Here is a 24,826-nt window from a genome sequence, read left to right on the forward strand (position 1 = left end):
GGTCGGACAGCCGGCCCCGGCATTGCGCGGGCACCCAGGCGGTGCCCGTTTTTTTCGGCCCGCCTCCGGAAATCGTCCCCGCGCTTGTGATTCTCGGTTTTGCCCCCATGTCTTCTCACCGCGGCATCGCGCCGCGCTCCCCATAAACGTTGTCGACGCGTGCTCGTACGCCGGAAATCGTCGCCTGATCGACGGTGTTCCTGCGTGATCGGCCCCGCGTCCCGGTGCCCCTTCCCGGGGCATGGCGAAGGGCGGGGGCGCTGAGCGTATGCTCTACAATCGATATTCCATCTGGATATGAGAGAAGCATGGTTCCGCATCTCGTCACGGCCCTGAAAGGCCCCTTGCTCGACCTGGAAAAGAAGATCCTCGATGCGACGCCCGCCATCGAGCGCTGGTTCCGGCTTGAGTGGCAGGAACATACGCCGCCGTTCTACTGTTCGGTCGACCTGCGAAATGCCGGCTTCAAGCTCGCTCCCGTCGACACCAATCTCTTCCCCGGTGGCTTCAATAATCTGGCACCCGAAGTGTTGCCGCTCGCTGTGCAGGCCGCGATGGCCGCCATCGAGAAGATTTGCCCCGATGCGAAGAACCTGCTCCTGATCCCCGAACGCCATACGCGGAACTCGTTCTATTTGCAGAACATCGCGCGGCTATCGACGATCATGCGTCACGCCGGACTGAATGTGCGTCTGGGTAGTGTGTCGGACGACATCACCGAGCCAACGACCATCGAGTTGCCGGACGGGCAGCACGTCGTGATCGAACCGCTGGAGCGTACGCCGCGCCGTCTGGGGCTCAAGAACTTCGATCCCTGCTCAATTCTGCTCAATAACGATTTGTCGGCGGGCATTCCGCCGATTCTCGAAAATCTGCACGAGCAGTATCTGCTGCCGCCGCTGCACGCCGGTTGGGCGGTGCGTCGCAAGAGCCAGCACTTTTCGGCCTACGACGATATCGTCAAGAAATTCGCCAAAATGATCGACGTCGATCAATGGATGCTCAATCCGTACTTCGCGAAGTGCGAGGGCGTCGATTTCGACGAAGGCGTCGGTGTGGAGAAGCTTGCCGATACCGTCGACGCCGTGCTCAAGAAGATCAACAAGAAGTATCGCGAGTACGGGATCACCGAGAAGCCGTTCGTCGTCATCAAGGCCGATGCCGGGACGTATGGCATGGGCGTGATGATGGTGCACGACGCCGCCGAGCTCAAAAACCTGAATCGCCGTGATCGCTCGAAGATGAGCGTGGTGAAGGAGGGGCTCGAAGTGCACGACTTCATCGTGCAGGAAGGTGTCTACACGTTCGAGCGCATCAACGAGGCGGTCGCGGAGCCGGTCGTCTACATGATCGATCGCTACGTGGTGGGCGGCTTCTACCGTGTCCATACCGGGCGCGGCACCGACGAAAACCTCAACGCCCCCGGCATGCACTTCGTGCCGCTTGCGTTCGAGCATACGGCGCTGCCGGATGTCCACGCGAAGCCGGGGGCAGCACCGCCCAATCGCTTCTATATGTACGGTGTGGTGGCGCGTCTCGCGCTGCTGGCGGCGTCGGTCGAACTGGAGCGTACCGATCCGGATCCCGAAACGTACTGATCGATCCCGACGGGTGTCGCGCAATGCGGCACGTTGCGCGGCGAGTGACAACTTGCCGCGCGCTATCGGTTTCGGCGGGCTTCGGCGTCGCTTTGAGAAGTTTCTGAATTTGGCGTGAGACGACGTCCGCTTGACGATGGTCTCAGACGCCTCTCGTCCTGAGAGGCGAAAAGAAAAAGACGCCCGGCTGGCCCCCCGACTAGCCGGGCGTCACATTTACCGGTCGCCTCATGCAACGACCGGAAATCGGGGCTTCCCTGGGCGGTCCACCCCGCAAACTGGCTCCCTGCGCATCCCCTTCACCTCCTGGATCGGTGTACTGTGCCGATCCGTCCCGGTTCGCGTCAGCAATGGAGCGATGATGCGGCCGTTTGACGCAACAAACATCCCCCGAATGGGGGATGTCCGTCTGTGTTCACGTGGAATAGGAAATTTCCCCGGAATCAACTTTGATTGGGAGTCGCATGGGAGTGCAGGGGGACTTGCGCGCGTGCCTTCGCCAAATACATCAATTGCCAGTCCACACACTCGGCTACCTGCCGCTGTGGCTGGAGACGCTGCGCGTGTGGCTCTCGGCCGACAGCGTTGTCGCGCTCTGGTGCCATGCGCACGACGGTGCGAGTCCGGTGAGCGATCCATCAGGTGCCGCACAGGTTACGTGTGGGTACGCCCCGCACGCACCGTTATCGGCGTGTGAGCGGTTGGCATCGTGCGGTTGGGCGATGCCGTCTGCGGCCGAGTTGCGACGGTCGTCGATTCAGTCGCCGCACCACGGTGGCGTGCTGTTCGGGCACGCGCGCAAGCGTTCCGGTGCGGCGAGACGTTCGTCGTTGCCGAGCCATCTTCACCGCCCGCCGGAGCTTGATGCTTGTTTGGCCGATGGTGATGTGCTCGACGCCTATCTGCTACCCACGAGTCGCGTGGCCGACGAACGCCTGCAACAGACGCCTTCCCACGGGGGCGAAGGGGCCAGTCCGACAGGGCAGACGCCTCCCCTCGGCGCGTTGCGGTTACTCGTGTCGCGCAGCCGGACGCGACAGGCGTTCAGCGCGCGAGACGTCGCCGCGTTCGAGGCGGTGGCCGCCGAGTTTGCCAAAGCTCCGGCACGTCCGCATTTCCCACCGCTTCCGCCGCTCTCATCTCTCGCGAGCGCGATGCATGCCGTCGAGGGGCAGGCGATGCCGGAGGGGGCGGGGACTGTCTGTGCCGACGTATCGGGCACGCTCGTGTGGCACCGGCGTGAGCCCGAGTGGGCCGATCCGGGCGCGTTGGCACTTATGCGACGCGTCTGGCAACTGGTGCCGGGGCGTGCATGGCCCGATGCCTGTGTGGTCGTGCGGGCTTGCCAGCGGCTGGCCGACGAATTGACGCTGCATCCCTGCGGTATGTCCGGTGCGGTCGTCCCGGGGGCGCAAATCGGTACGACGTTGTCGGTGCCGGGCGGCACGTTGCACCTGCACGCCACTTATCTCTGCGGCATGGGCGGGCGCGCCACGGAGCGCGTACGCATCTCCCTGCATCTCGCCGTGCCCCCCGTCATTCGCCTGCTGGCGCGGTTGTGGGATACGGCGCTGACGCCCGTGCAGCGGGAGATCGCGATGCGCTTGCTGGCGGGGCAGTCTCGCACGCAGACGCGCGAAGCTTGCGCGATAGGCGTGCAGACGCTCAAGACGCATCTGTCGCTCATGCGGGCAAGGCTGGATCCGGTGCGCGACGCGTCGCTGCTCCTGGGACTGCGCAGCGGCAAAACGACGCCTCGGCTAGAATAGACGCCTGTCGCCGCAGCTTGCGGTGTGTGCATCCGAACCCCCAAGACTCCCTCCGATCGATGCAGATTCTCTTTATCGCCGACCCGCTCGACCAGTTCAAGATTTATAAGGACACCACGTTCTCGATGATGCGCGAGGGCGCACGTCGCGGGCACCGCATTTTTGCGTGCGAGCCGCACGAGATGGCATGGCAAGGCGCTACGGTCGATGCGCGCGTGAAGGAGATTCGTCTGACGGGTGACGCCGACGCCTGGTACGAAGTCGTCGACATTCGCGTGGCGGCGCTTACCGAGTTCGACGCGGTGATCATGCGCAAGGACCCGCCGTTCGACATGGAGTACATCAACTCCACGTGGTTGCTTGAGATTGCCGAGCGCGCTGGCGCTCGTGTGTTCAACAAGCCGAGCGCGATTCGAGATCATTCCGAAAAGCTGGCGATTGCCGAATTCGGCCAGTTTGTCGCACCGACGCTGGTCACGCGCGACGCTACACGTCTGCGCGCGTTTCACGCCGAACATGGCGACGTCATCTACAAGCCACTCGACGGTATGGGTGGCACGGGCGTGTTCCGTATCGGTCCGGACGAGCGCAACCTCGGCTCGGTCATCGAAATGCTCGGCGAGAACGGCGCACGTTCAGTGATGGCGCAGCGTTTCATTCCCGACATCAAGCTGGGTGACAAGCGCGTGCTGGTGATTGGCGGCAAGGTGGTGCCGCATTCGCTCGCCCGGATTCCGCAAGGCACCGAAGTGCGCGGCAACCTCGCGGCCGGTGGCCTGGGCGAGGCGCGCGATCTGACGGCACGCGATCGCGAGATCGCCGAGACGCTGGCGCCGGTCCTCTGGCAACGCGGCTTGCTGCTCGTGGGTCTCGACGTTATCGGTGACTACCTTACGGAAGTGAACGTCACGAGCCCGACGTGCTTCCAGGAAATCACCGATCAGACCGGTTTCGACGTGCCGAAGATGTTCATCGACGCGCTGGAACTGGCGGTCTGAGACGTCCGGATCGTGGCAGCGCGCGGCGACGCATGGGATTGCCGCACGGAACTCGCGTTATTTGGGCCGGCCCTGCGGAGAACCCGCTTGGGGCGGTCCCTAACCCAATGAAATTTCAGGGTTAATTCGGGATTTTGGCGCGCCTGCTAAAATAAGAATCCCAAAATCGACAGGTTCGCGTTCGTCGTTGTGTTTGTATCCCGAACACCCGCGGCGCCCGGCGTGCCTAGCATCATGGCTGGAATTCTGATCATTGCCCACGCACCGCTGGCTTCGGCCCTTCGCGAGTGCGTTTCGCACATCTACGGTGGTTGTCCGTCGCGCATCGGCGCGATCGACGTGGTCCCCGACCAGGACACGGCGGCGCTCGTAGACGTCGCAAAAGAGCGCCTCGCGCAATTGCGCGAAGAGAACGGCGTGCTGGTCCTCACCGATTTGTTTGGCGCGACGCCGTCGAATGTGGCGGCACAACTGGTGGGTCCGAAAGTGCGCGTGCTCGCGGGGGTCAACCTGTCGATGCTCATCAAAGCGGTGTGCTACCGCTCGGTGCCGCTCGATACGCTGGCGGAGAAGGTGCTTTCGGGCGGATCTAAAGGTATTCTGGAAGTCGGCGCGGGTGCGCCGGCCACACACACTACGTCACACTGAAACATGCTTCGACAAGAAACGACGATCGTAAATAAATTGGGCTTGCACGCCCGGGCATCCGCAAAACTGACGCAACTGGCGGCGAAATTTCAGAGTGAGGTCTGGCTGACCCGGAACGGTCGGCGTATCAACGCGAAGAGCATCATGGGCGTCATGATGCTGGCAGCCGGCATCGGCTCGACGGTGGAAGTCGAGACCGAAGGCTCGGATGAGGCTCAGGCCATGAAGGAAATCCTCGACCTCATCGCGAACAAGTTCGGCGAAGGGGAATAAGGCCTTGCGGAAGTGATGTGGCGTCGGCAGGCGCGCCGCATCTTGCAGCACACCGGCATCTTGCGGGCCGTGCTGTCGCCGCACCGCCGCTCGCTGTCCCGAGGGCAGTAATACACATAGAATTCGGTCGAATCACCGCCTCTGAACTGGGGAGACTTCCTTGTCTTTCACCCTGCACGGCATTCCCGTTTCCCGCGGCATCGCGATCGGACGCGCTTATTTGCTCGCGCCCGCCACGCTCGATGTCCCGCACTACCTGCTCGATCCCAGCCAGATCGATGACGAAGTCGCGCGCTTCCAAAGTGCTCAGGCGACTGTCCAGCAGGAACTCGACACCCTCAAGGAAGAACTGCCCGACGATGCGCCCGGCGAGATGGGCGCGTTTCTCGATGTTCACTCCCTGATTCTGAACGACACGCTGCTGGTCGACGCCGTCGTCAAACTCATTCGCGAGCGTCGCTACAACGCGGAGTGGGCGCTGACGACGCAACTCGAAGTGCTCGTTGCACGCTTCGAGGACATTGAAGACGAGTATCTGCGCGAGCGTCGCGCCGACATCGAACAGGTCACGGAGCGTGTGCTCAAGGCCCTTGCGGGTGCACCCGGCATTCGCCATGCTGTGGCCGAGACGCCACGCGACGACATGATCGTCGTGGCCCGCGACATCGCCCCGGCGGACATGCTGCAATTCAAGTCGCAGACGTTCAAGGGGTTTGTCACGGATCTCGGCGGCAAGACGTCGCATACCGCCATCGTTGCCCGAAGTCTCGGCATTCCGGCGGCGGTCGGCGTGGCGCAGGCGAGTCTGCTCGTCAAGCAGGACGACGTCATCATCATCGACGGCGATCACGGCATCGTCATCGTTGACCCGGCGCCGATCGTGCTCGAAGAGTACAGCTACCGGCAAAGCGAGCGTGCGCTGGAAGAGCGTCGCTTGCAGCGCCTGAAGCACTCCCCGGCACAAACCATCGACGGCACGCCCATCGAGCTGTTCGCCAACATCGAATTGCCGGAAGACGCCAAGACGGCCGTCGATGCGGGCGCGGTCGGTGTGGGCCTGTTCCGCACCGAGTTCCTCTTCATGAACGAGGAGGAAGCGCCGGAGGAAGAGGCGCAGTTCGAGGCGTACAAGCGCGCGGTGGAGGCGATGCACGGTCTGCCCCTCACGATCCGGACCATCGACGTAGGGGCCGACAAGCCGCTCGACAGCCACGAGACGTACGAAACCGCGCCGAACCCGGCGTTGGGACTGCGCGCGATTCGCTGGAGTCTGTCGGAGCCGCGTATGTTCCTCACGCAACTGCGCGCGATTCTGCGGGCATCGGCGTTCGGCAAGGTGCAGATTCTGTTCCCGATGCTGGCCCACGCGCAGGAAATCGATCAGACGCTCGAACTCGTGCGTGAAGCGAAAGCGCAACTCGACGCCGCCGGTCTGCTCTACGACCCGAACGTGAAGCTCGGCGCGATGATCGAGGTGCCCGCCGCCGCCCTCACCGTGCCCATGTTCCTGAAGCGGCTCGACTTCCTGTCCATCGGCACGAACGACCTGATTCAGTACACGCTGGCGATCGACCGCGCCGACAATGCCGTCGCGCATCTGTACGACCCGCTGCATCCGGCGGTGCTGCGTCTCATCGCCATGACGATTCGTGAAGCACACGCTTTCGGCGTGCCGGTCGCCGTGTGCGGCGAAATGGCGGGGGATCCGACGGCGACGCGTCTATTGCTCGGCATGGGGTTGCGCGAGTTTTCGATGCACCCGAGTCAGTTGCTTCAGGTCAAGCAGGAGATTCTGCGTGCGCATTTGCCGGATCTGGAGCGGCCGGTGCAGGAGCTGCTCGCCGCGACCGAACCTGAAGAAATGCAGGCCGCACTGGCGAGACTTGCGGTGGCCTGATCGGCCGACGTGCGTCGCACAACGCAAAAGCGGACGCTCCCGTGAGGAAGCGTCCGCTTTTTCTTTCTCGCTGATCGATGGCGAGGCGCGTGGCCGAAATTTAGGACGACGCCGGGCGCGTCCTCAGCCATTCCCCAAGCAATCAGTGCCGCTGCCCGCAGACTTTACATTCCGGATTGCGGGCGCAATGCATGGTGTGCCAACTCATCTTGCGACCGTCGAGCATCTGAAGACGGCCCACGAGCGGCGTGCCGATGCCAGTGATCAGCTTGATCGCCTCGGCGGCCTGCATGCTCCCGATGATGCCGACGAGCGGTGCGAGCACGCCCATCGTGGCGCAGGCTTGCTCGGGGAACGGCTCGTCCGCCGGGAAAATGCACTCATAGCAGGGCGACGCGTCGTTGCGCACGTCGAACACGCTGATCTGTCCGTCGAAGCGCAGCGCTGCGCCCGAGACCAACGGCACACCGGCAGCGACGCAGGCGCGATTGACCGCGTGACGTGTCGCGAAGTTGTCTGAGCCGTCGAGCACGACGGTGGCACCGCGTGCGATTGTCGTCAGACGGGCTTCGTCCACGCGCTCGTTGATGACGTCGACGACCACACCCGGATTGATGCGCGCGATGCGCTCGCGACCGGATTCAACCTTCGGCTGTCCGACGCTCTGCGTATCGTGAAGAATCTGGCGTTGCAGATTGGTGAGATCGACGGTGTCGTCGTCGATCAGCGTGATGTGTCCGACGCCTGACGCTGCGAGATAGAGCGCAGCGGGCGAGCCGAGACCGCCCGCACCGACGATGACCGCGTGCGCGGCAAGCAGACGCTCCTGGCCCTCGATGCCGAGTTCGTCGAGCAAGATATGGCGGGAGTAACGCAGCAACTGATCGTCGTTCATCGCAAAACGGAAAGGGATAAAAAAACCGTGCCGGCTTTCGCGGGCACGGTTTGTAGTGTAAAGCCGTTGCTTATTTCTTGTCCGCAGGCTTGGCCGGCACGACGGTGTCCGTCTTCGGATCCGTCTTGGCACCGGCAGCCGGTGCTGCGGCCTTCGAAGCGTCCTTCGGCAGCGGGCCGGCGTTGGCTTCGAGGCGCGACTTGGTGCGCTGGACCGGTTCGCCCTTGATCTGGTGAACGGCCTGCTGGAGCATGAAGTCGTCGGCACTGCCCAGATCCGGCAGACGTTCTTCGCGTTCCTTCTTGCGCTCGTCCGGCGTCTTCTTCGCGTTCTCTTCTTCGAGGCGGCGCAGTTCTTCCAGACGGCGGGCTTCGCGTGCGTCGATTTCCTTCTGCTCGTCAGGCGTTTGCGTGTTGTGCAGGTGGTTCTGGTAATCGATTTCGCGCGTAACCAGCACGTCGTCCGGATCGCCCTTCGGATTCTGGTCGACCGGCACGTCCGGCTTGATACCGATGGACTGGATCGAGCGGCCGCTCGGCGTGTAGTAGTAAGCCGTGGTCAGACGCAGTGCCGTGTCCGGGCCCATCTGACGTACGGTCTGGACCGAGCCCTTGCCGAACGTCGTCTTGCCCATGATGATGGCGCGCTTCGAATCTTGCAGGGCGCCGGCCACGATTTCCGAGGCGGACGCCGAGTAAGCGTTCACCAGCACGACCATCGGCACCGTCTTCCAGATCGGGGCTTCGCCCTTGAGCGGATCGTCCGGGCTGGCCGACAGACGGTAGTTGTCGAAGGTCGCCTTGTACGTCTGCTTGGCGTCTTCGATCTGACCGTTGGTGGACACGACCACCGCGCCTTCCTTCAGGAATGCAGCGGACACGCCGACAGCCGACTGGAGAATGCCGCCACCGTTGTTACGCAGATCGAGGATCAGGCCCTTGAGCGGTTGGTCCTTGGCCAGTTCCTGGAGCTTCTTGGCCAGATCCGGCACGGTGCGTTCCTGGAAGCTGGTGATGCGCACGTAACCGATACCCGGTTCGAGCAGCTTGCCCTTGATGCTCTGGACACGAATCTCGGCACGCACGATCGAGACCGGGAACGTGCGCTCTTCCGACTTGCGGAAGATCGTCAGCGTGACCTTGCTGCCCGGGGCGCCGCGCATGCGCTTGACCGCCTGATCGAGCGTCATGCCGCGCACGGGCTTGTCGTCGATGCGGGTGATCAGGTCGCCGGGCTTCAGGCCGGCCTTGAACGCGGGGCTATCTTCGATCGGGGAGATGACCTTCACGAGGCCGTCTTCCTGCGAGATCTCGATGCCGAGACCGGCGAAGCGGCCGCGCGTCTGTTCCTGGAGTTCTTTGTATTCGTCCTTGTCGAGATACGACGAATGCGGGTCGAGGCTTGACACCATCCCCTTGATGGCAGCGGTCAGCAACTTCTTGTCGTCGACCGGCTGCACATATTCGCGCTTGATCTGGCCGAACACTTCGGCCAGCAGACGAAGCTGTTCGAGCGGCAACGGCGTGGTAGCGCTTTGGGCGGATGCCTGCGAGAACGCGAGGGTGGCAGCCGCACCGGTCGCGAGGCCCAGCACGATCAGGCCGATGTGTTTGAGGGTTTGGCGCATATAGGCGTGGAATTCCCGGAATTTTGGGGCGCACGCCAATGGGCGCGCGCACTTTGGCGAAGTATAACCGTTTGCCCGCAGGCGGGACATTGCCCATTCGACAGGGACTTTTCCTGAGTGGTTCTACGAAAAGTTCCGTTCCAGGCCATGTTGCACGGCGAATTTCGTCGAACGTCGCCCGATAGTGTGTCGCTTTCGCCGGTGGGGCGTGCCCGCGCCAAGGATCGCCTGACTGCGTGCAGACGCAAGGGATGCGCGGAATTCGTGTTACCGCGTATTACGGATGCCTACGCGCGCTTGGGGAAATGCACAGAAAAGCGTAGGGATTCCCCCGAGAGATCGGAGATTTCGGGGGTCGCGAAGGCCGGCTGCATGGTGAGTCTGAAGCGAGGGCGCGTGCGGCGAGATGGCGGGAAGATGGCGAGAATGCCAGAGAGCGGCTGCGACGTTCGCCCGAAAGAGAGCGTCGCAGCCGTCAGCACGTTGGCTGAGACTTACTTCGACTTGCCTTGCGCAGCGACGGCAGCCAGTGCACCGGCGATCTTGTCCTGATCGCCCAGATAGTAATGACGGATCGGCTTGAGATCGGCGTCCAGTTCATACACGAGCGGCGTGCCGTTCGGAATGTTCAGGCCGGCGATGTCGTCGTCCGAAATATTGTCGAGGTGCTTGATGAGGGCACGCAGCGAGTTGCCATGCGCGGCGACCAGCACTTGCTTGCCCGCACGCACGGCCGGGGCGATCGACTCGTTCCACAGCGGCAGCACGCGCGCCACCGTGTCCTTCAGGCACTCGGTGAGCGGAATCTCTTCACGCTTGAGCTTGGCGTAACGCGGATCGTTGTACGAGCTGCGTTCGTCATCCGCGGCCAGCGGCGGCGGCGGCGTGTCGTAGCTGCGACGCCACACATGGACCTGATCGTCGCCGTACTTCGCGGCCGTCTCAGCCTTGTTCAGACCGGCGAGCGCACCGTAGTGACGCTCGTTCAGACGCCAGCTGTGCACCACCGGAATCCACATCTGGTCCATTGCGTCCTGCACGTGCCAGAGCGTGCGGATGGCGCGTTTGAGCACCGAGGTGTAGGCGAGGTCGAATTTGAAACCGGCTTCGGCGAGCAGATTGCCGGCCTGGCTGGCTTCGGCGACGCCCTTTTCGGTCAGGTCGACGTCGACCCATCCCGTGAAGCGGTTTTCTTTGTTCCACGTCGATTCGCCGTGGCGGATAAGAACGAGCTTGTACATAAGCAAACTTCAGTCAGAGTAGGAAAGCGGGGGCAGCCGACGGAGGCGGGGCAGTTCGTTGCATCGGGCGGAGCCAGGCCCGGTAAGGGTTTGGCGTCACTTCGCGGTGACATTCGGGGCTTCGCAAAGGGAGCCGCCGACGCCCGGCGCAACGATTGGCAACGAGACCCGTCGGCGCAATCACGGAATATTTTATAATGATCGGATTCTTTTGATATTTTTCAGGTGGTTTGTGAAGTTCTTTGCCGATTACACCAACCTCGCGCTGATCGCCATCGCCCTCGTTTCGGGCGGCATGCTGGCCTGGCCGGTATTCAAGCGCGGCGGTCGCGGTCTGTCGACCGTGGAAGCAACCCAGCTCATCAACCGTAAGGGCGCCGTGGTGCTCGACGTGCGCACGGCTGAGGAATTTGCCGCTGGCCACCTGCCGTCTGCACGTAACGTGCCGCTCGACGACGTGGAGCAAAAGGTCGCGGGCGTCATCAAGAACAAGGCGGCTCCGGTCCTGATCGTCTGCAAGAGCGGCCAACGCTCGGCGCGCGCTCAGACGCTCCTTCGCAATCTTGGTTATGCTGAGGCGTTCAGCCTTCAGGGCGGTGTTGCCGCCTGGCAGGAAGCCGGTTTGCCGGTGATCAAGTAATCAAGGAGTTGCAGTCATGCCGAAGATCGTGATGTACAGCACGCAAGTGTGCCCGTATTGCCAGATGGCGGAGCGCCTGCTGCGTCAGCGCGGTGTTCAGGAGATCGAGAAGATCCTGATCGACAAGGAACCGGCCCGTCGCGAAGAAATGATGTCGCGCACGGGGCGCCGCACCGTACCGCAAATTTACATCGACGAGCGTCATATTGGCGGTTACGACGATCTGTCGGCACTCGATCGTGCCGGTGGTCTCGTTCCGCTCTTGCAAGCTGCCTGATACCGCCTGCAAAATAGTCGCCCAGCCGCGTTATTGCGCGGCTGTCTCAATTCCAAGGAAACGAAATGTCCGACCAGAATCAGCCGTTTTTCAGCATCCAGCGCGCCTACCTGAAAGATCTGTCGCTCGAGCAGCCGAATTCGCCCGCGATCTTCCTCGAGCAGGAGATGCCGACCGTTGAAGTGCAGTTGGACGTCGCCGCCGAGCGCCTGGCCGAGGAAATCTTCGAAGTCGCCGTGATCGCCACGGTGACGGCCAAGATCAAGGACAAGGTGGCCTTCCTGGTCGAAGGTAAGCAAGCCGGGATTTTCGAAATCCGCAACGTGCCGGTCGAACAGCTCGATCCGCTCATCGGCATCGCCTGCCCGACGATCGTCTACCCGTACCTGCGCGCCAATGTGGCCGACACCATCAGCCGCGCTGGTTTCCAGCCGATCCATCTGGCTGAAGTGAACTTCCAGGCGCTGTACGAGCAACGTCTGGCACAACTGGCCGAGCAGCAAGCGGCCAACGGCGAGACGCCGGCCCCGGGCATCGTGATGCCTGACGGCTCGTCCGCCCAGACCCACTAAGCGCTTGCGCTGCTTCGACGCCGTGGCCAGTACGCTAACCGGCCGCAGCGTCGAGATTTCCACATGAAGATTGCCGTATTCGGTGCAGGTGCCTGGGGCACCGCGATGGCGAGTCACATGGCAACACGCCATGACGTCGTCTTGTGGGCGCGCGACGCCGCGCTTGTGACGCAACTGGCCGCTACGCACGAGAATTCCGCTTACCTCCCCGGTTCCCCCTTATCTCCCCGTCTGCGTTTCGAAAGCGATTTCGAGACGGCGATGGCGCATGGCGCGGGCGATCACGCCTTGTGCGTTGCGGCCGTCCCCGTCGCCGGGTTGCGGGCGCTGGCTGGCCATATGGCCAAGGCCGCGAATGCGCCGAAAAACCTCATCTGGCTGTGCAAGGGTTTCGAAGCGGATACAGGCCTGTTGCCGCACCAGATCGTGTCGGACGTTTTTCCTGCCGTCGCTGGTGGTTCGCTCTCCGGTCCCAGTTTTGCGCGAGAAGTTGCGAAGGGCTTGCCCGCCGCGCTGACGATTGCGAGTGCTGTCCCGTCCCTTTGCGAATTGACGATCAAGGCGAGCCACTTCGGCGCGTTGCGTATCTATTCGAGTGACGATCTTGTTGGTGTCGAAGTCGGCGGGGCCGTGAAAAACGTGCTCGCGATTGCGACAGGCGTGAGCGATGGGTTGGGTTTGGGGCTCAACGCACGTGCGGCTCTGATTACGCGCGGTCTGGCTGAAATGACCCGTCTGGGCGTTGCGCTGGGCGGCAAGCCCGAGACGTTCATGGGGCTGACCGGCATGGGCGACCTGATTCTGACCGCTACCGGCGATCTGTCACGTAACCGCACTGTGGGTTTGCAGCTCGCATCGGGTAAGTCGCTGGATGAGGTGTTGGCCTCGTTGGGCCATGTTGCCGAAGGCGTACGATGTGCGCGAGCGGTGCGCGATCTTGCCCGTGCGCATGGTGTCGAGATGCCGATTACGGACGCCGTTTGTGCAACGCTGTTCGAAGGGCTTCCGGCGCGTGCTGCGGTGGAGGCATTGCTACGTCGCGACGCCCGCGCAGAGCGCGAAGACGACGCCTCGCAGGACTGAGCGCAGCTTTCGCAGCACATCGAAGTTTTGCCGGACTTTCCGGTCGTTCGTCTGACCGCGAACCGACGGAAGGTCGTTCCCCTGCCACGGCTTTGGGCCGTCGGCACTCGCAACAAGGGAGAGATGCCCATGTCGCAAGTTACCCGCCCCCATCGTCACCTGCACGCTTCGCAGGGTGACATCACGCAATCCACGCTCGATGCCATCGTCAATGCCGCGAACGAATCGCTGCTGGGCGGCGGTGGCGTCGACGGTGCGATTCACCGCGCCGCAGGTCCGGAACTTCTGGATGCTTGCCGTAAGCTTCACGGTTGTCCGACCGGACAGGCGAAGCTCACGCCGGGTTTTCGTCTCAAGGCAAAGTTCGTGATTCACACCGTGGGCCCGGTGTGGCACGGCGGTGCGAATGACGAACCCGCGCAACTCGCGAGTTGCTATCGCGAAAGCTTGCGTCTGGCGGCCGAGCAAGGGTGCCGGAGCGTGGCGATCCCCGCGATCAGTTGTGGCGTTTACGGATACCCGCCGGAGCTTGCCGTGCCGCTCGCCGTCTTCACCGTGAGTGACGCGCTGCCCCATTTTCCCGGCATCGAGCACGTTGAATTCGTGTGCTTCGACGCGGCGATGTTCGCGCTGTACCGGCGCGAACTGGAAAATCAGGATCCGCCAGCGTAATCCTGCTGACGCCATGCCTCGAAAACGACGACGGCGACGGTATTCGAGAGATTGAGACTCCGGTTGCCGGGACGCATCGGCAGACGCACACGTTGCGTCATGGCGAACGTGTCGAGCAGGTCCGGGTCCAGTCCCCGCGTTTCGGAGCCGAAGACGAACCAGTCGCCCGGCGCGAACGACAACTCGCCGAAGGGGCGCGATCCGCGTGTGGTCAGCGCGAACATGTGCGCAGGGTCGGGCGCTTCGGCAGCGAGAAACGCGGCCCAATCCCGATGCACTTTCATCTCTGCGTACTCGTGATAGTCGAGCCCGGCGCGTCGCATGCGCGCGTCGTCGAGCGGAAATCCGAGCGGTTCGATCAGATGCAACCGGGCACCCGTGTTGGCGCACAGACGGATGACGTTGCCGGTGTTCGGCGGGATTTCGGGCGAGACGAGAACGACGTTGAACATGAGTGTGAGCTAATTAATTGAGTGGGCCGAGGGCGGCGTGCGCAGCACGACGGCCGCGAGGACGTGTGTGGCGCCCGCCCGCTTGAGCGCGGCGGCCGCAGCGTCGCAGGTGGCGCCGGTGGTCATCACGTCGTCGATCAGTACGACGCGGCGCCCTTCGATACGCTCGCTAGCGACAAAGACGTCACGCAGATTGCGCTGGCGCGCGTCACGCGACAACCGACGCTGCGCCGGTGTCGTTCGCTCCCGGTGAAGCATCCCGACACTGGCTGGCAGCCGTGCCCGCCGCGCCGCAACGCGCGCCAGCTCCCATGCCTGATTGAAGCCGCGTGAGGCCAATCGCGAGGGTGCCAGGGGCACGGGCACCACAAGCGGCATGGCGTCTCGATGGCGGCTTGCCGGGACGATGTCTCTCAAGGCATCGCCGAGGCGTTCGCCGAATTCCCGTGCGAGCGGCAGCGCACCGCGGTATTTCAGACGAATCATCAGCATATCGAGCGGCGGAACGTAGTCTGCGAGCGTCAGCGTGGCGTCGAACGCGGGCCGGTCTTGCAGGCATTGTCCGCAGAGGGCGGATGCTGGGGTGCGACAAATTGTCGCATCATTCGCCGTTGGTGCAACCGTTCCGTCCAGTGCCAACACCGGCGACAGCAAAGCGACCGCACATCGTGCACAGCGCGGCCTGCCGTCGGGTTGGCTCGCGTCGAATGCCGTCGCGCAGGCGTCGCAGATCTGTCTCAGCGCTCGTCGCCGACAAATCGCGCAATGATCGGGCAACGCAGTGCGCAGCAATCCGCTCGCTAGCCGAGTCGGCGTCAGGAGGAGCGAAGAGAGGATGGGCACGGCGAATATCCGGGATGAAAGGCAGAGGGCGGTGGATCGATAGCGGCGGTTTAACAGGCGCGTGGTGCGGAATGGGGCGGAGCGGCGCGGGCGTGTCCGATGCGTTCCGACAGCAGCGAGTATACTGCCGACTCGCCTTTTCGCCTGTCCCATGAAGCCTTCCGACGCTCCCCAAAACCCGTCCTCTGCGTTCTCCGCACGCTTTTTGCGCACTGCGTTCGACCGTCGCGCGCCGAACTGGCAGGACGCCGATTTCCTGATGCGGGAAGTGGCGTCGCGACTCGCGAGCCGGCTCGATTACATCAAGCTCAAACCCAAACGTGTCCTGGACGCAGGCTGCGGCACGGGCGGCGATCTGCAGAGCTTCGGCGAACGATATCCCGATGCCTACCGTGTCGGCCTCGACGCCTCGTTCGGTATGGCGAAGGCTGCTGCTGCGGCTGGCGCGACAACCGGCTGGCGGCGTCTGCTGCGTAGCGCTCCTCCGTATGGAGTGGTTCAGGCCGATTTCGCTGCGCTGCCGTTTGCGTCGCGTGCCTTCGATCTCGTGTGGTCGAACCTTGCGCTCCATTGGTACCGTGAACCACATCGCGTGATCCCCGAGTGGCACCGCGTGCTGACGACGGACGGATTGCTGATGTTCTCGGCCTACGGTCCCGACACGCTGCGTGAGTTGCGTGCTGCGTGGGCGGAAGTCGACGGCCTTCCTCACGCGCTGGAACCGACGGACATGCACGATCTGGGCGACATGATGGTGGCGAGTGGATTCGATACGCCCGTGACCGACATGGAGCGCCTGACGCTGACGTTCGAATCGCCCGATACCTTGCTGCGCGACGTTCGCCTGCTTGGGGTAAATCCGCAGCCCGAGCGTCGTCAGGGATTGACGGGGCGGGCGCGACTTGCGGCATTGCGAGCGGCGCTGGAGCGCCAGCGTGGCCCAGATGGCACGATCGCGCTGACGTTCGAGCTCGTCTACGGTCACGCCTGGAAGATCCCCGAGAAGACCGATGCCGCAGGCAATGCTGTCGTGCGTCTTCAGGATATCGGTCGCGGCGGACGTCCTCGCTAAGCGATCTTTCGTTCCCTTCGCCAGCACCGCATCGGCGGCGTTCCGCCGATGCCGAAGCCTCTCCCACGCTCTTGCATCACGCCGCGCGATAAGTCGCGCGATGCACCGCCGCAGCCTGCGTCCTACACGACTATGCAGGTGTTCCGCGTTCGTCCAGTTCGCTTAAATGATGCTTCACGGCGTGATTGATCGCAGGACCTGGAAGTCATCCCTCCCTGCGCCTCTTCACGCAAAAGCGTTGCTTGCGGGCGAATACTCGGGAGGTGGGCGGTGGACTTTCAACACGAAGCGTTATCGGTACGGCAAGACGTCGAACGTGCGCCATGCGAGCGGTCGCGTCACGCGGGCGCGTCGACGGCGCTTCGTATCGATGGCGAGTTCCTTCGCCCGACCGTCCCCGTCTTCACAACCATCGAGGGTTTGTGCGCGGCCGCCGTTCACCTGAAGCTGGAAGGGTTTAACGCCGCAGGTTCAGTCAAGCTCAAGACGGCGCTGCAACTGATCGAAGACCTTGAAATCGCCCATCCGATTCGGCCCGACACACAGATCGTGGAGTCTTCATCGGGCAATCTCGGCGTGGCGCTCGCGATGGTCTGCGCCAATCGAGGCTACCGATTCACGTGCGTGACAGACCCCAACACATCGCGGCAGGCCATCCGGGCGATGCAGGCGGTCGGTGCGCGTGTCGTGCGTGTCGACCGCCGCGACGCACAGGGAGGCTATCTCGCAACGCGCATCGCGTGGATTCGGGAGCAGGTCGCGCGCGATCCGCGGTGCATCTGGGTCAATCAGTACGCGAATCCAGCCAACTGGCGCGCGCACTTCCGGTGGACGGCGCCGGAGATTTTCTCGGCCTATCCGGACGTCGATCATCTTTTCATCGGTGCCGGCACGACCGGCACACTGATGGGCTGTCTTCACTATGTCCGTGCACATCGGTTGCGAACGCGTGTGGTCGCCGTCGACGCAGTGGGGTCCGTCACGTTCGGTGGTCCGCCTGGGCCGCGCTTTATTCCGGGGCTTGGCACGAGTTGCAAGCCACCGCTCAGTGAGCTTTCGGACTCGGAGCCGCCGGACGCCATCGTCCACGTTTGCGAATCCGACACCTTGCGCATGTGCCACACGCTGGCGCGACGAGGGCTGCTGGCTGGCGGGTCGACGGGGAGCGTGCTCCATGCCGTTCAGGCCTCGACAGCAGACATTGCTGCGAGCGATACCGTCGTTGCCATCGCGCCCGACATGGGCGACAAGTATCTCGACACGCTTTACGACGGTGACTGGGCTGCTGCGTGTTTCGGCGACACGTCGGGCATATCTGGCGTATCCGGAGCGCCCGACATATCAGACGTATCCGGCACTACCGCCGCTTCCATCGAAATCGTTGCACCCTCGCTGTCATGAACGCCCGCCCCATTCCGCAATTCCGCGTGTTCACGGGCGAGCAGATCGATACGGCCGTCCGCCACGGAAAGCGTGCCATCCTCGACACCGTCGAAGCGGCGTATCGCGCGCATCACGCGGGCCATACCGTGAATCCGGAAAGCCAGTTTCTCCGGTTTCCCGACGCACAGCGCAATCGCATCATCGCGTTGCCGGCGCACATCCGCGGACGTGGCGAAGACCGCGAGAGTGTGACCGGTATCAAATGGATTTCGAGCTTCCCGGAGAACATCGAGCGGGGCATGCCGAGGGCGTCTGCGGTGCTGATCCTTAACGATGCGGTGACGGGGTACCCGATGGCCTGCATGGAGGCGAGCATCATCAGCGCGGCACGCACGGCGGCGAGCGCCATCAGCGCGCTTCGATGTCTCGCGCACGACGACGCCGCGCGTCCTCGGCGTGTGGCGCTCATCGGGGCGGGGGTGATTGCGCGCCATGTCGCCGAGTGTTTGCCACTGGCGGAACTGAGCGTCGGCGAGGTCATGGTCCATGACCTGAACATGCGATATGCAGAGTCGCTTGCAAGTCGAATCGAAACGCAAATCGGATTGAACGCCCGCGTCGAAGCGTCGCTGGAAATCGCGATACGCGATTCGGACGTGATCGTTTTGACGACCACGGCAGTGTCTCCGCATATTGAAGATCCCGGATGGTTTGCACACTGTCCGATCGTGTTGCATCTGTCGTTGCGGGATCTCGCCCCATCGATTGTCGTGGCGTCGCACAACGTGGTTGACGACATCGACCATTGCTTGCGCGCCTCGACATCGCTTCATCTCACCGAAATCGCGACGGGCCATCGACGCTTCGTCACGACATCACTGCCCCACTTGCTGTGCGGCGGTGAGCCGCCAATGCGCGATCGGCCCATCGTGTTTTCTCCTTTCGGACTTGGCATTCTCGACATTGCCGTCGGTCGCTGGGTCTACGAGTGCCTGGCGGCCGAGCAGGCGCCCGTCCCCCGATTCTTCTTTGACTTGCACCGCGCATGACCACAGCTTCCACCGCTCTCATTAGTTCCTCATCATCGTCGGATCAACACGCTTCGCTCGCTGCCGAAGGGTTCGCGGACGTCCTCGTCGGGCTGCAATACGGCGACGAGGGTAAGGCGAAAATCATCGACGCCCTCGCACCGGGGTACGACGTGATTGCCCGCTTCAACGGCGGCGCCAATGCGGGCCACACCATCGACACGCCGCAAGGACGCATCGCGCTAAAGCAATTGCCGTCGGGTGTATTTCATCCTCATACCACGCTGTATATCGGGTCGGGTTGTGCCATCAATCCGTGGAAGCTGGCGGATGAGATCGGTCAACTGCGCGAGATGGGTATTGCCCTCGAAGGGCGGCTTCACATCAGTGCACGCGCGGCATTGGTGCAACCGCATCACATTGCGATGGATCGCCGCAATGGCGACACAATCGGCACGACTGGCAACGGTATCGGACCGTGCTACGCGGACCGCGCCTTGCGAGTTCGAAACGATATGCGCGTCAATCTGATGCTTGGCGACCTGATCGCGAACGAATCCGAGGCCGTGGCTTCGATGCGAAACATCTTTACGCGCATGGTCAACGCTGAGGGCGGCACCTCGCCGTGGATGGCCGAAATGTCAGATTTGCTAAGGGACTTGCCCAGGGCGGCAGCGACTTTACGGCGGTACATCCAGTCGGATCGTGGATGGCTCGCGAATCGTGTCAGGGCGGGCGCGAGCGTGTTGTTTGAAGGCGCACAGTCGGTGTTGCTCGACGTGGTCGAGGGAAGTCAGCCCTACGTCACATCGAGCCACACCGTGCCTGCCTACGCGTATGTGGGCGGCGATCTTTCGCCGAAGTACCACCGGCAAACGATCGGCGTGGCCAAGGCCATCATGTCGCGCGTAGGGCGCGGGCCATTTCCTTCGGAGCTTGGCGGCGAGCGTTCCGCACAGTACTGCCACGACGCGTCGCAGTCCCGCATCGGAAAAGCCGAGGAGCAGTCATGTTTCTCCGCCGACACATTGCTTCGTTCCAGCGATCCATTCGACGTGGGTACGGCGCTTCGCATGCTCACAGCGGAGTACGGAACGGGCACCGGGCGTCCGCGTCGTATCGGCATGCTCGATCTCGCTCAGTTGCGAGACGTTATCCGAACGCACGCCGTGGACTGTGTGTATCTCAACAAGGTGGACTGTCTCGCGTACTTCGCAAAGTCGACGTATCAAGGGGTGCCGATGCGAGTGCATCGCGATGTGCTGACAGCAGATGCCATGCCGGATGTGCTGATCTATCCCGGGCTGACGGCGCCATCGCTCGATCAGGCACGGGAAGGGACGCTGGACGCCGCCATGCACGGCTTTGTCGACTTCGTCGAGCGTCACATCGGGGCACCTTTGGCCGGGCTCGGGCTGGGGCCTGAGCGCGCCAGTCTCGTGCCGCTGGCGCCGCATCAAATAGCACCTGTCGCGTCATCGATGCCTCATGACGCATAAGCAGACCGGCATCGGCGCATATGGTGTCTCCGGCGGACACGGTGCGTCCGTATTCGAGCCCAAACCCTGGCGTGACGTTGCGGCAGTCACCCGCTGCGCCACGGGGTTGCCGTTTCCGCCGTTGCTGCCCGGCCATCTGTTCTTCAATGTGTCGCTCATGCCGTATGCGACGCATCCGTTGGTCTGTGCGCAAGGTCAGGCGGCGCGGCAGCGGTTGAGTGCACTGCGTCTCGGAGACTACCTGAACAAGACGGAGCGGGTCGAGTTGTTCATCGTTAACCGGGCCATTGAGCAGATGCTCGATAGGGATGACATCACGGCGGTGAGTCGCGACGATTTGCTGGCGATCTACACGGACGAAGGCTTTCACACCTGGATGATGGAGCGTTTCCGTTTGCAGATGTTGCGCGCGGCGGGGCACGTCATGGAGAAAGGGGCATCTCGGGGTGTCGCGCGGGTACTGGCGTTGTGCGAATCGGTTTCGCCAGCGCATGCGGGCATCGCAAGCATTGCCGCTGCGACCGTGACGGAGACGCTGATCACCGGAACGTTGCGTCAGGCAGGCGCGGGCGAGGAGATCTACCCGCCGGTACACACCTTGCTGTCGGAGCACGGCGCCGACGAGATGCGGCATCAGGCAGCGTTCGTTCGTTTCGCAAGCGAGTGGGTGCCTGGGCTTTCGCTCGATGAGCGGGAATACCTCGATCAACTGTTGCCGGACCTGATGATGGCATTTCTTGCGCCCGAGATCGAGACGTGGCGCGAACATCTCTGTGCCATCGGGCTCGGGGAAACCGAGGCCGATCAGGTGCTGCTCGAGAGTGTCGATCCGTTGGCGGTCGGCGTGCAGATGATGGAGGCCGCGCGGGTGCCACGCCGTCTTTTCGAACGCCTGGGACTCTCATGCGGAGAACGGTTTGCACAACTGGCGAGCCGGTGGCGACCACCTTGATGGTGTGGCGCTACAGGACTTAGGCGTGAAGTCTGCGTAACGCCCGTGAGACGGTTGAGGCAAGGTTCAGACGAGGTTGAAGAACGGCGATCAGGAGGGACATGTGACGTGTCATTGGCTTGCGCCCGATTTGACGATGAGTGCCCCGGACTACCGGGCGTTGCTGAGTGCGGCGCTGTCGTTCAAGCGTCGATATCCCCTGCATACCGAGGGGGCGCTTCGTGACAGGACGATCTACTTTCTTTTCTACAACGCATCGCTGCGCACGCGTAGCAGCTTCCAGACGGGACTGGCGAGATTGGGGGGGAACGCCATCGTCCTGGATCCGCACACGGGGATCTACACACCGGCGCTTCCTGACGCGGAGATCCCCTACACGACGGAGCGTGTGGCCGACGTCGCGCGAGTGCTGTCGTCCTATGGTGACGCGATAGCGATTCGCATGTACGGCGCTCCCGCAGGCTGGGTGTACGGTGCGGCGCACCGGCATCTCGAAGCGTTCGCCGAGTGGAGTCAGGTACCGGTCATCAACATGGAGTGCGATCGGTTTCATCCGTGTCAGGCACTCGCGGATGTGATGACGCTACGTGAACAACTGGGTGGACTCACCGGGCGCAAGCTGTGCATCAGCTGGGCTTACTCGGGAAGCTGGCACAAGCCTGTCGCGGTGCCGCAAAGCCTGTTGCTAGCCGCCGTCAAAACCGGGATGGACGTGACGCTCGCCTATCCACCGCCGTTTGCGCTCGACTCTCGGATCATGGCGGCCGCTGCGCAGTTTGCGGGGCAGACGGGGGCGCGGATTCGCGTGACGCACGATTTGCGCGATGGCGTGACCGACGCGCACGCCGTCTACGCCAAGTCGTGGTGCAGCCTCAATCACCTGCCACAGCACTCGGGAGAGGGTGTCGACGAAGCGGGGATGCACGCGGCGTTCGAACGGCATCGCGACTGGTGCGTGGACGCAGACATCATGCGGCTTGCCGCACCGAATGCTGGTTATCTCCATTGCTTGCCGGTGGACCGGGAGCAGGAGGTGTCGGATGACGTCGTAGAAAGCCCGGCATCGTGGGTGTTCCAACAAGCGGCCAACCGACTGCATGCGCAAAACGCCGTGATGGCGCACCTCTTGAATCCGGGGAGTCTGACGTGATGCCGTCGTTCTCTTATCGCTATACCTGCGTGCGCTGCGCGACCCCACAGACATGGGGGGCGATTCGCTATCGATGCCATGTGTGTGGTCAGAACTTGCGAATCCAGCGCAAGGCCGATGCGGACTCGCCGTCGGCGATGGATATCGTGACGACGTTCCGAGAAAGTGGAACGGAAGGCATGTGGCGGTACGTCGCCTTGCTACCCGTCGAAGCGCATTGGGGCAGCCGCCTGCGTGTCGGCGGAACCCCTTTGATCGATTGCGGGGACGACGGCGGTATCCACCTTCGGATCAAGGACGAAGCGCGCAATCCCAGCGGCTCGCTCAAGGACCGGGCCACCGAGCTGGTGCTGGCCGTCGCTAAACGCGCCGGGTGCAAGGGGGCGGTGACGGCCTCGACCGGCAACGCAGGGGCATCGCTTGCGTGCATCGCCGCCGCGCAGGCAATGGCGGCAACGGTCGTGGTGCCCGCCAGTACGCCCTTCGCGAAGCTTGCGCAGATTCGGGCATATGGCGCGAACGTCTGCGAGATCGGGGGCACTTATGACGACGCCTTTGAGATTGCCGAACGCATGGCAGACGACGCGCTGGTGTGTTGTCGGAACACCGGTGTGAATCCATTCACACGCGAAGGCAAGAAGACATGTGCCTACGAGATTGCCGAAGCGATGGCGTGGCATGTCCCCGACTGGGTCATCGTGCCGACGGGGGACGGCAATATTTTGTCAGGCATCGCGGCGGGATTTCTCGACCTGTTTGCACTGGGTATTACCTCGGCGATTCCGCGTCTGATGGCAGCGCAAGCCAACAGCGCCGACAGCATCGCGCGCGACTGGACGACGTACGACGAGACCGTAGCGTTGCCTGTGTCGCCCACCGCTGTTACGCCGAACACGGTGGCCGACAGTCTCTCGGTCAGTCGACCGCGAGACCACTTTGCTGCGCTGCACGCCCTCAGAGCCACGCGCGGCACCTGTGTGGTGGTGAACGACGAGTGCATTGCGGCCGCGTCGCGCACGCTCGCCCAGCGTTTCGGTCTTTGGTATGAACCGTCGACGGCGGCAGGCTACGCCGCGTTGCGAGCGGGTCTCGCCAGCGGGCGTATCCAGTCGGGGGCGGAAGTGGTGTTGCTTGGCACTGGCAGTGGATTGAAGTCACCGCAATGCTTCGATGGCGTGACCTGGCCACCGGCTTGCGGGTTGGCGGTGCCGCCGGAGGGGCATGCGCCCGGCGACCACGGTCCGTTGCATCGCGGGGCATGCCCATGAGTGCGATGTCGGGGGTGGACGTCATTGTCATAGGCGCGGGTGTGAGCGGCCTGACGACGGCAGTGGCGATGTCGCTCGCAGGTCGTCGCGTTGCCATTTTCGCAGCTGAGGGGCCATCGCAAACGACGTCGGCGTTGGCGGCAGCGATCTGGCATCCGTTCTATCAGGCCCCGGATCTCGTCTATCTCGCTCGCGCCCGGCACACGTATGCAGCCATGCATCGATTGTCGTCGGATGCGATGTCCGGGGTGAGCATGAGGCCATTGACCGAATACTTTCGACGCGACGCTGGCGTGCCCTGGTGGGCGGAATGCGCCAGCGGTCTGTGTCGGCTACCGCAGGCGCGCGTGCCATCGCGCTTCGCCTGCGCGTACCGCATGGACGTGCCCGTCGCGGTCACTGAGACCTACCTGCGTTATCTGATGAACATGTTCCTTGAACTTGGCGGGCAGTTCGTGCCACGTCGCATCGAGGATCCCGCTGCATTGCTCGAAGAGGTCGAGATCGTGGTGAATTGCTGCGGCTACGGCAGCCGCCAGTTCGGCGACGACGCCTTGTCGCTGTCGCGGGCCGTTGTGTTGCGTGCCACGCGTGACGACGCCGTGCAAGGGTGTTTCATCGATGACTCGGATCCTTTCGCGCCGACGTACATCGTGGAGCGCGACGACGACATCGTACTTGGCGGTATGGCAGAACCCGACCTGACATCGACGGTCATCGGGCAACGGCAGATCGATGACATCGTTCATCGCTGCACACGACTTTGCGAGGGCGTTGCGGCCCTGCGTGTCATCGATGCGCGCGTCGGCTTTCGTCCGGTGCGTCGTTCGCCGCGTGTTGTCCGGGACGAGCGGTACGCGCGCTTGCTGCACAACTATGGACATGGCGGGGGCGGCTTCACCTTGTCATGGGGATGTGCGAACGACATCGTTCGACTCGCGGGCGAGGTGTCGAGCGACGCGTGAGCGCCTTCACACCGCGCTTGTCAC

At 63.1% G+C, this 24,826-nt stretch carries 24 protein-coding genes; 19 read left to right on the plus strand and 5 right to left on the minus strand.

Going from position 1 to position 24,826, the window contains the following annotated elements; genetic code table 11:
• The first annotated feature begins 308 nt into the window (after positions 1–308).
• The 6 genes from gshA to ptsP all read left to right on the plus strand — a co-directional run bounded on the left by gshA (position 309) and on the right by ptsP (position 7,183).
• Positions 309–1,598, plus strand: a complete 1,290-nt coding sequence (gene gshA, locus PCO31010_RS10155) for a glutamate--cysteine ligase (protein ID WP_150664118.1) — start codon at positions 309–311, stop codon at positions 1,596–1,598.
• Positions 1,599–2,110: 512 nt separating this feature from the next.
• Positions 2,111–3,367, plus strand: a complete 1,257-nt coding sequence (locus PCO31010_RS10160; protein ID WP_150664119.1) for a helix-turn-helix transcriptional regulator — start codon at positions 2,111–2,113, stop codon at positions 3,365–3,367.
• A gap of 59 nt (positions 3,368–3,426) precedes the next feature.
• Positions 3,427–4,365, plus strand: a complete 939-nt coding sequence (gshB, locus tag PCO31010_RS10165; protein ID WP_150664120.1) for a glutathione synthase — start codon at positions 3,427–3,429, stop codon at positions 4,363–4,365.
• 234 nt (positions 4,366–4,599) lie between these two features.
• Complete coding sequence (locus PCO31010_RS10170) at positions 4,600–5,013, plus strand: PTS sugar transporter subunit IIA (protein WP_046290624.1); 414 nt, start codon at positions 4,600–4,602, stop codon at positions 5,011–5,013.
• A gap of 3 nt (positions 5,014–5,016) precedes the next feature.
• Entirely contained in the window at positions 5,017–5,286 is a 270-nt protein-coding gene (locus PCO31010_RS10175) for an HPr family phosphocarrier protein (RefSeq protein ID WP_046290625.1), read from the plus strand.
• 160 nt (positions 5,287–5,446) lie between these two features.
• On the plus strand, positions 5,447–7,183 hold the full coding sequence (gene ptsP / locus PCO31010_RS10180) for a phosphoenolpyruvate--protein phosphotransferase (RefSeq protein ID WP_150664121.1): 1,737 nt from the start codon (positions 5,447–5,449) through the stop codon (positions 7,181–7,183).
• Between the two features lie 142 nt (positions 7,184–7,325).
• On the opposite strand, the gene PCO31010_RS10185 is transcribed toward ptsP, so the two are convergent.
• The 3 genes from PCO31010_RS10185 to gpmA form a co-directional block, all read right to left on the minus strand.
• Entirely contained in the window at positions 7,326–8,078 is a 753-nt protein-coding gene (locus tag PCO31010_RS10185) for a HesA/MoeB/ThiF family protein (RefSeq protein WP_150664122.1), read from the minus strand.
• A gap of 70 nt (positions 8,079–8,148) precedes the next feature.
• Entirely contained in the window at positions 8,149–9,705 is a 1,557-nt protein-coding gene (locus PCO31010_RS10190) for a S41 family peptidase (RefSeq protein ID WP_150664123.1), read from the minus strand.
• 494 nt (positions 9,706–10,199) lie between these two features.
• The gene (gpmA, locus tag PCO31010_RS10195; protein WP_039395373.1) at positions 10,200–10,946 is read right to left on the minus strand and encodes a 2,3-diphosphoglycerate-dependent phosphoglycerate mutase; all 747 of its coding nucleotides are present in this window, start codon (positions 10,944–10,946) and stop codon (positions 10,200–10,202) included.
• A gap of 232 nt (positions 10,947–11,178) precedes the next feature.
• Between gpmA and PCO31010_RS10200 the strand changes: the two genes are divergently transcribed.
• The 5 genes from PCO31010_RS10200 (at position 11,179) to PCO31010_RS10220 (ending at position 14,190) form a co-directional block, all read left to right on the plus strand.
• On the plus strand, positions 11,179–11,586 hold the full coding sequence (locus PCO31010_RS10200) for a rhodanese-like domain-containing protein (RefSeq protein WP_039395376.1): 408 nt from the start codon (positions 11,179–11,181) through the stop codon (positions 11,584–11,586).
• 16 nt (positions 11,587–11,602) lie between these two features.
• Positions 11,603–11,863 carry a glutaredoxin 3 gene (grxC, locus tag PCO31010_RS10205; protein WP_039395378.1) on the plus strand — a complete coding sequence of 87 codons (261 nt, stop codon included), beginning with the start codon at positions 11,603–11,605 and terminating at the stop codon, positions 11,861–11,863.
• Positions 11,864–11,928: 65 nt separating this feature from the next.
• Positions 11,929–12,435 (plus strand): protein-export chaperone SecB, encoded by a 507-nt coding sequence (gene secB / locus PCO31010_RS10210; protein WP_039395381.1) that lies wholly within the window; start codon positions 11,929–11,931, stop codon positions 12,433–12,435.
• Positions 12,436–12,498: 63 nt separating this feature from the next.
• Positions 12,499–13,518: an NAD(P)H-dependent glycerol-3-phosphate dehydrogenase gene (locus PCO31010_RS10215; RefSeq protein WP_150664124.1), complete on the plus strand. Its 1,020-nt coding sequence runs from the start codon at positions 12,499–12,501 to the stop codon at positions 13,516–13,518.
• A 123-nt stretch (positions 13,519–13,641) separates the two neighbouring features.
• Positions 13,642–14,190, plus strand: coding sequence for an O-acetyl-ADP-ribose deacetylase (locus PCO31010_RS10220; protein WP_150664125.1), 549 nt, complete (start codon positions 13,642–13,644; stop codon positions 14,188–14,190).
• On the opposite strand, the gene trmL is transcribed toward PCO31010_RS10220, so the two are convergent.
• Both trmL and PCO31010_RS10230 read right to left on the minus strand, forming a co-directional pair.
• Positions 14,172–14,642, minus strand: a complete 471-nt coding sequence (trmL, locus tag PCO31010_RS10225; protein WP_150664126.1) for a tRNA (uridine(34)/cytosine(34)/5-carboxymethylaminomethyluridine(34)-2'-O)-methyltransferase TrmL — start codon at positions 14,640–14,642, stop codon at positions 14,172–14,174. The two genes, PCO31010_RS10220 and trmL, sit on opposite strands and share 19 nt — an antisense overlap.
• A 9-nt stretch (positions 14,643–14,651) precedes the next feature.
• Positions 14,652–15,296: a ComF family protein gene (locus PCO31010_RS10230; RefSeq protein WP_174984559.1), complete on the minus strand. Its 645-nt coding sequence runs from the start codon at positions 15,294–15,296 to the stop codon at positions 14,652–14,654.
• Positions 15,297–15,636: 340 nt separating this feature from the next.
• Here PCO31010_RS10230 and PCO31010_RS10235 point away from each other — a divergent pair, with 340 nt between their 5' ends.
• The 8 genes from PCO31010_RS10235 to PCO31010_RS10270 all read left to right on the plus strand — a co-directional run bounded on the left by PCO31010_RS10235 (position 15,637) and on the right by PCO31010_RS10270 (position 24,802).
• A complete protein-coding gene (locus PCO31010_RS10235; RefSeq protein WP_150664128.1) occupies positions 15,637–16,557 on the plus strand; it encodes a methyltransferase domain-containing protein in 921 nt (306 codons plus the stop codon).
• A 270-nt stretch (positions 16,558–16,827) separates the two neighbouring features.
• Positions 16,828–17,958, plus strand: coding sequence for a 2,3-diaminopropionate biosynthesis protein SbnA (gene sbnA, locus PCO31010_RS10240; RefSeq protein ID WP_150664129.1), 1,131 nt, complete (start codon positions 16,828–16,830; stop codon positions 17,956–17,958).
• A complete protein-coding gene (gene sbnB / locus PCO31010_RS10245; protein WP_150664130.1) occupies positions 17,955–18,989 on the plus strand; it encodes a 2,3-diaminopropionate biosynthesis protein SbnB in 1,035 nt (344 codons plus the stop codon). Before sbnA ends, sbnB begins: the two co-directional genes overlap by 4 nt.
• Positions 18,986–20,467 carry an adenylosuccinate synthetase gene (locus tag PCO31010_RS10250; RefSeq protein WP_150664131.1) on the plus strand — a complete coding sequence of 494 codons (1,482 nt, stop codon included), beginning with the start codon at positions 18,986–18,988 and terminating at the stop codon, positions 20,465–20,467. Before sbnB ends, PCO31010_RS10250 begins: the two co-directional genes overlap by 4 nt.
• Positions 20,457–21,419 (plus strand): diiron oxygenase, encoded by a 963-nt coding sequence (locus PCO31010_RS10255; protein ID WP_150664132.1) that lies wholly within the window; start codon positions 20,457–20,459, stop codon positions 21,417–21,419. The genes PCO31010_RS10250 and PCO31010_RS10255 overlap by 11 nt, the downstream gene beginning before the upstream one ends.
• A gap of 136 nt (positions 21,420–21,555) precedes the next feature.
• Positions 21,556–22,569 carry an ornithine carbamoyltransferase gene (locus PCO31010_RS10260; RefSeq protein WP_150664133.1) on the plus strand — a complete coding sequence of 338 codons (1,014 nt, stop codon included), beginning with the start codon at positions 21,556–21,558 and terminating at the stop codon, positions 22,567–22,569.
• Positions 22,569–23,837 (plus strand): threonine synthase, encoded by a 1,269-nt coding sequence (locus PCO31010_RS10265; protein WP_150664134.1) that lies wholly within the window; start codon positions 22,569–22,571, stop codon positions 23,835–23,837. Before PCO31010_RS10260 ends, PCO31010_RS10265 begins: the two co-directional genes overlap by 1 nt.
• Positions 23,834–24,802, plus strand: coding sequence for an FAD-dependent oxidoreductase (locus PCO31010_RS10270; protein WP_174984562.1), 969 nt, complete (start codon positions 23,834–23,836; stop codon positions 24,800–24,802). The genes PCO31010_RS10265 and PCO31010_RS10270 overlap by 4 nt, the downstream gene beginning before the upstream one ends.
• Positions 24,803–24,826 lie beyond the last annotated feature (24 nt).

Source organism: Pandoraea commovens, assembly GCF_902459615.1.
GTDB lineage: Bacteria > Pseudomonadota > Gammaproteobacteria > Burkholderiales > Burkholderiaceae > Pandoraea > Pandoraea commovens.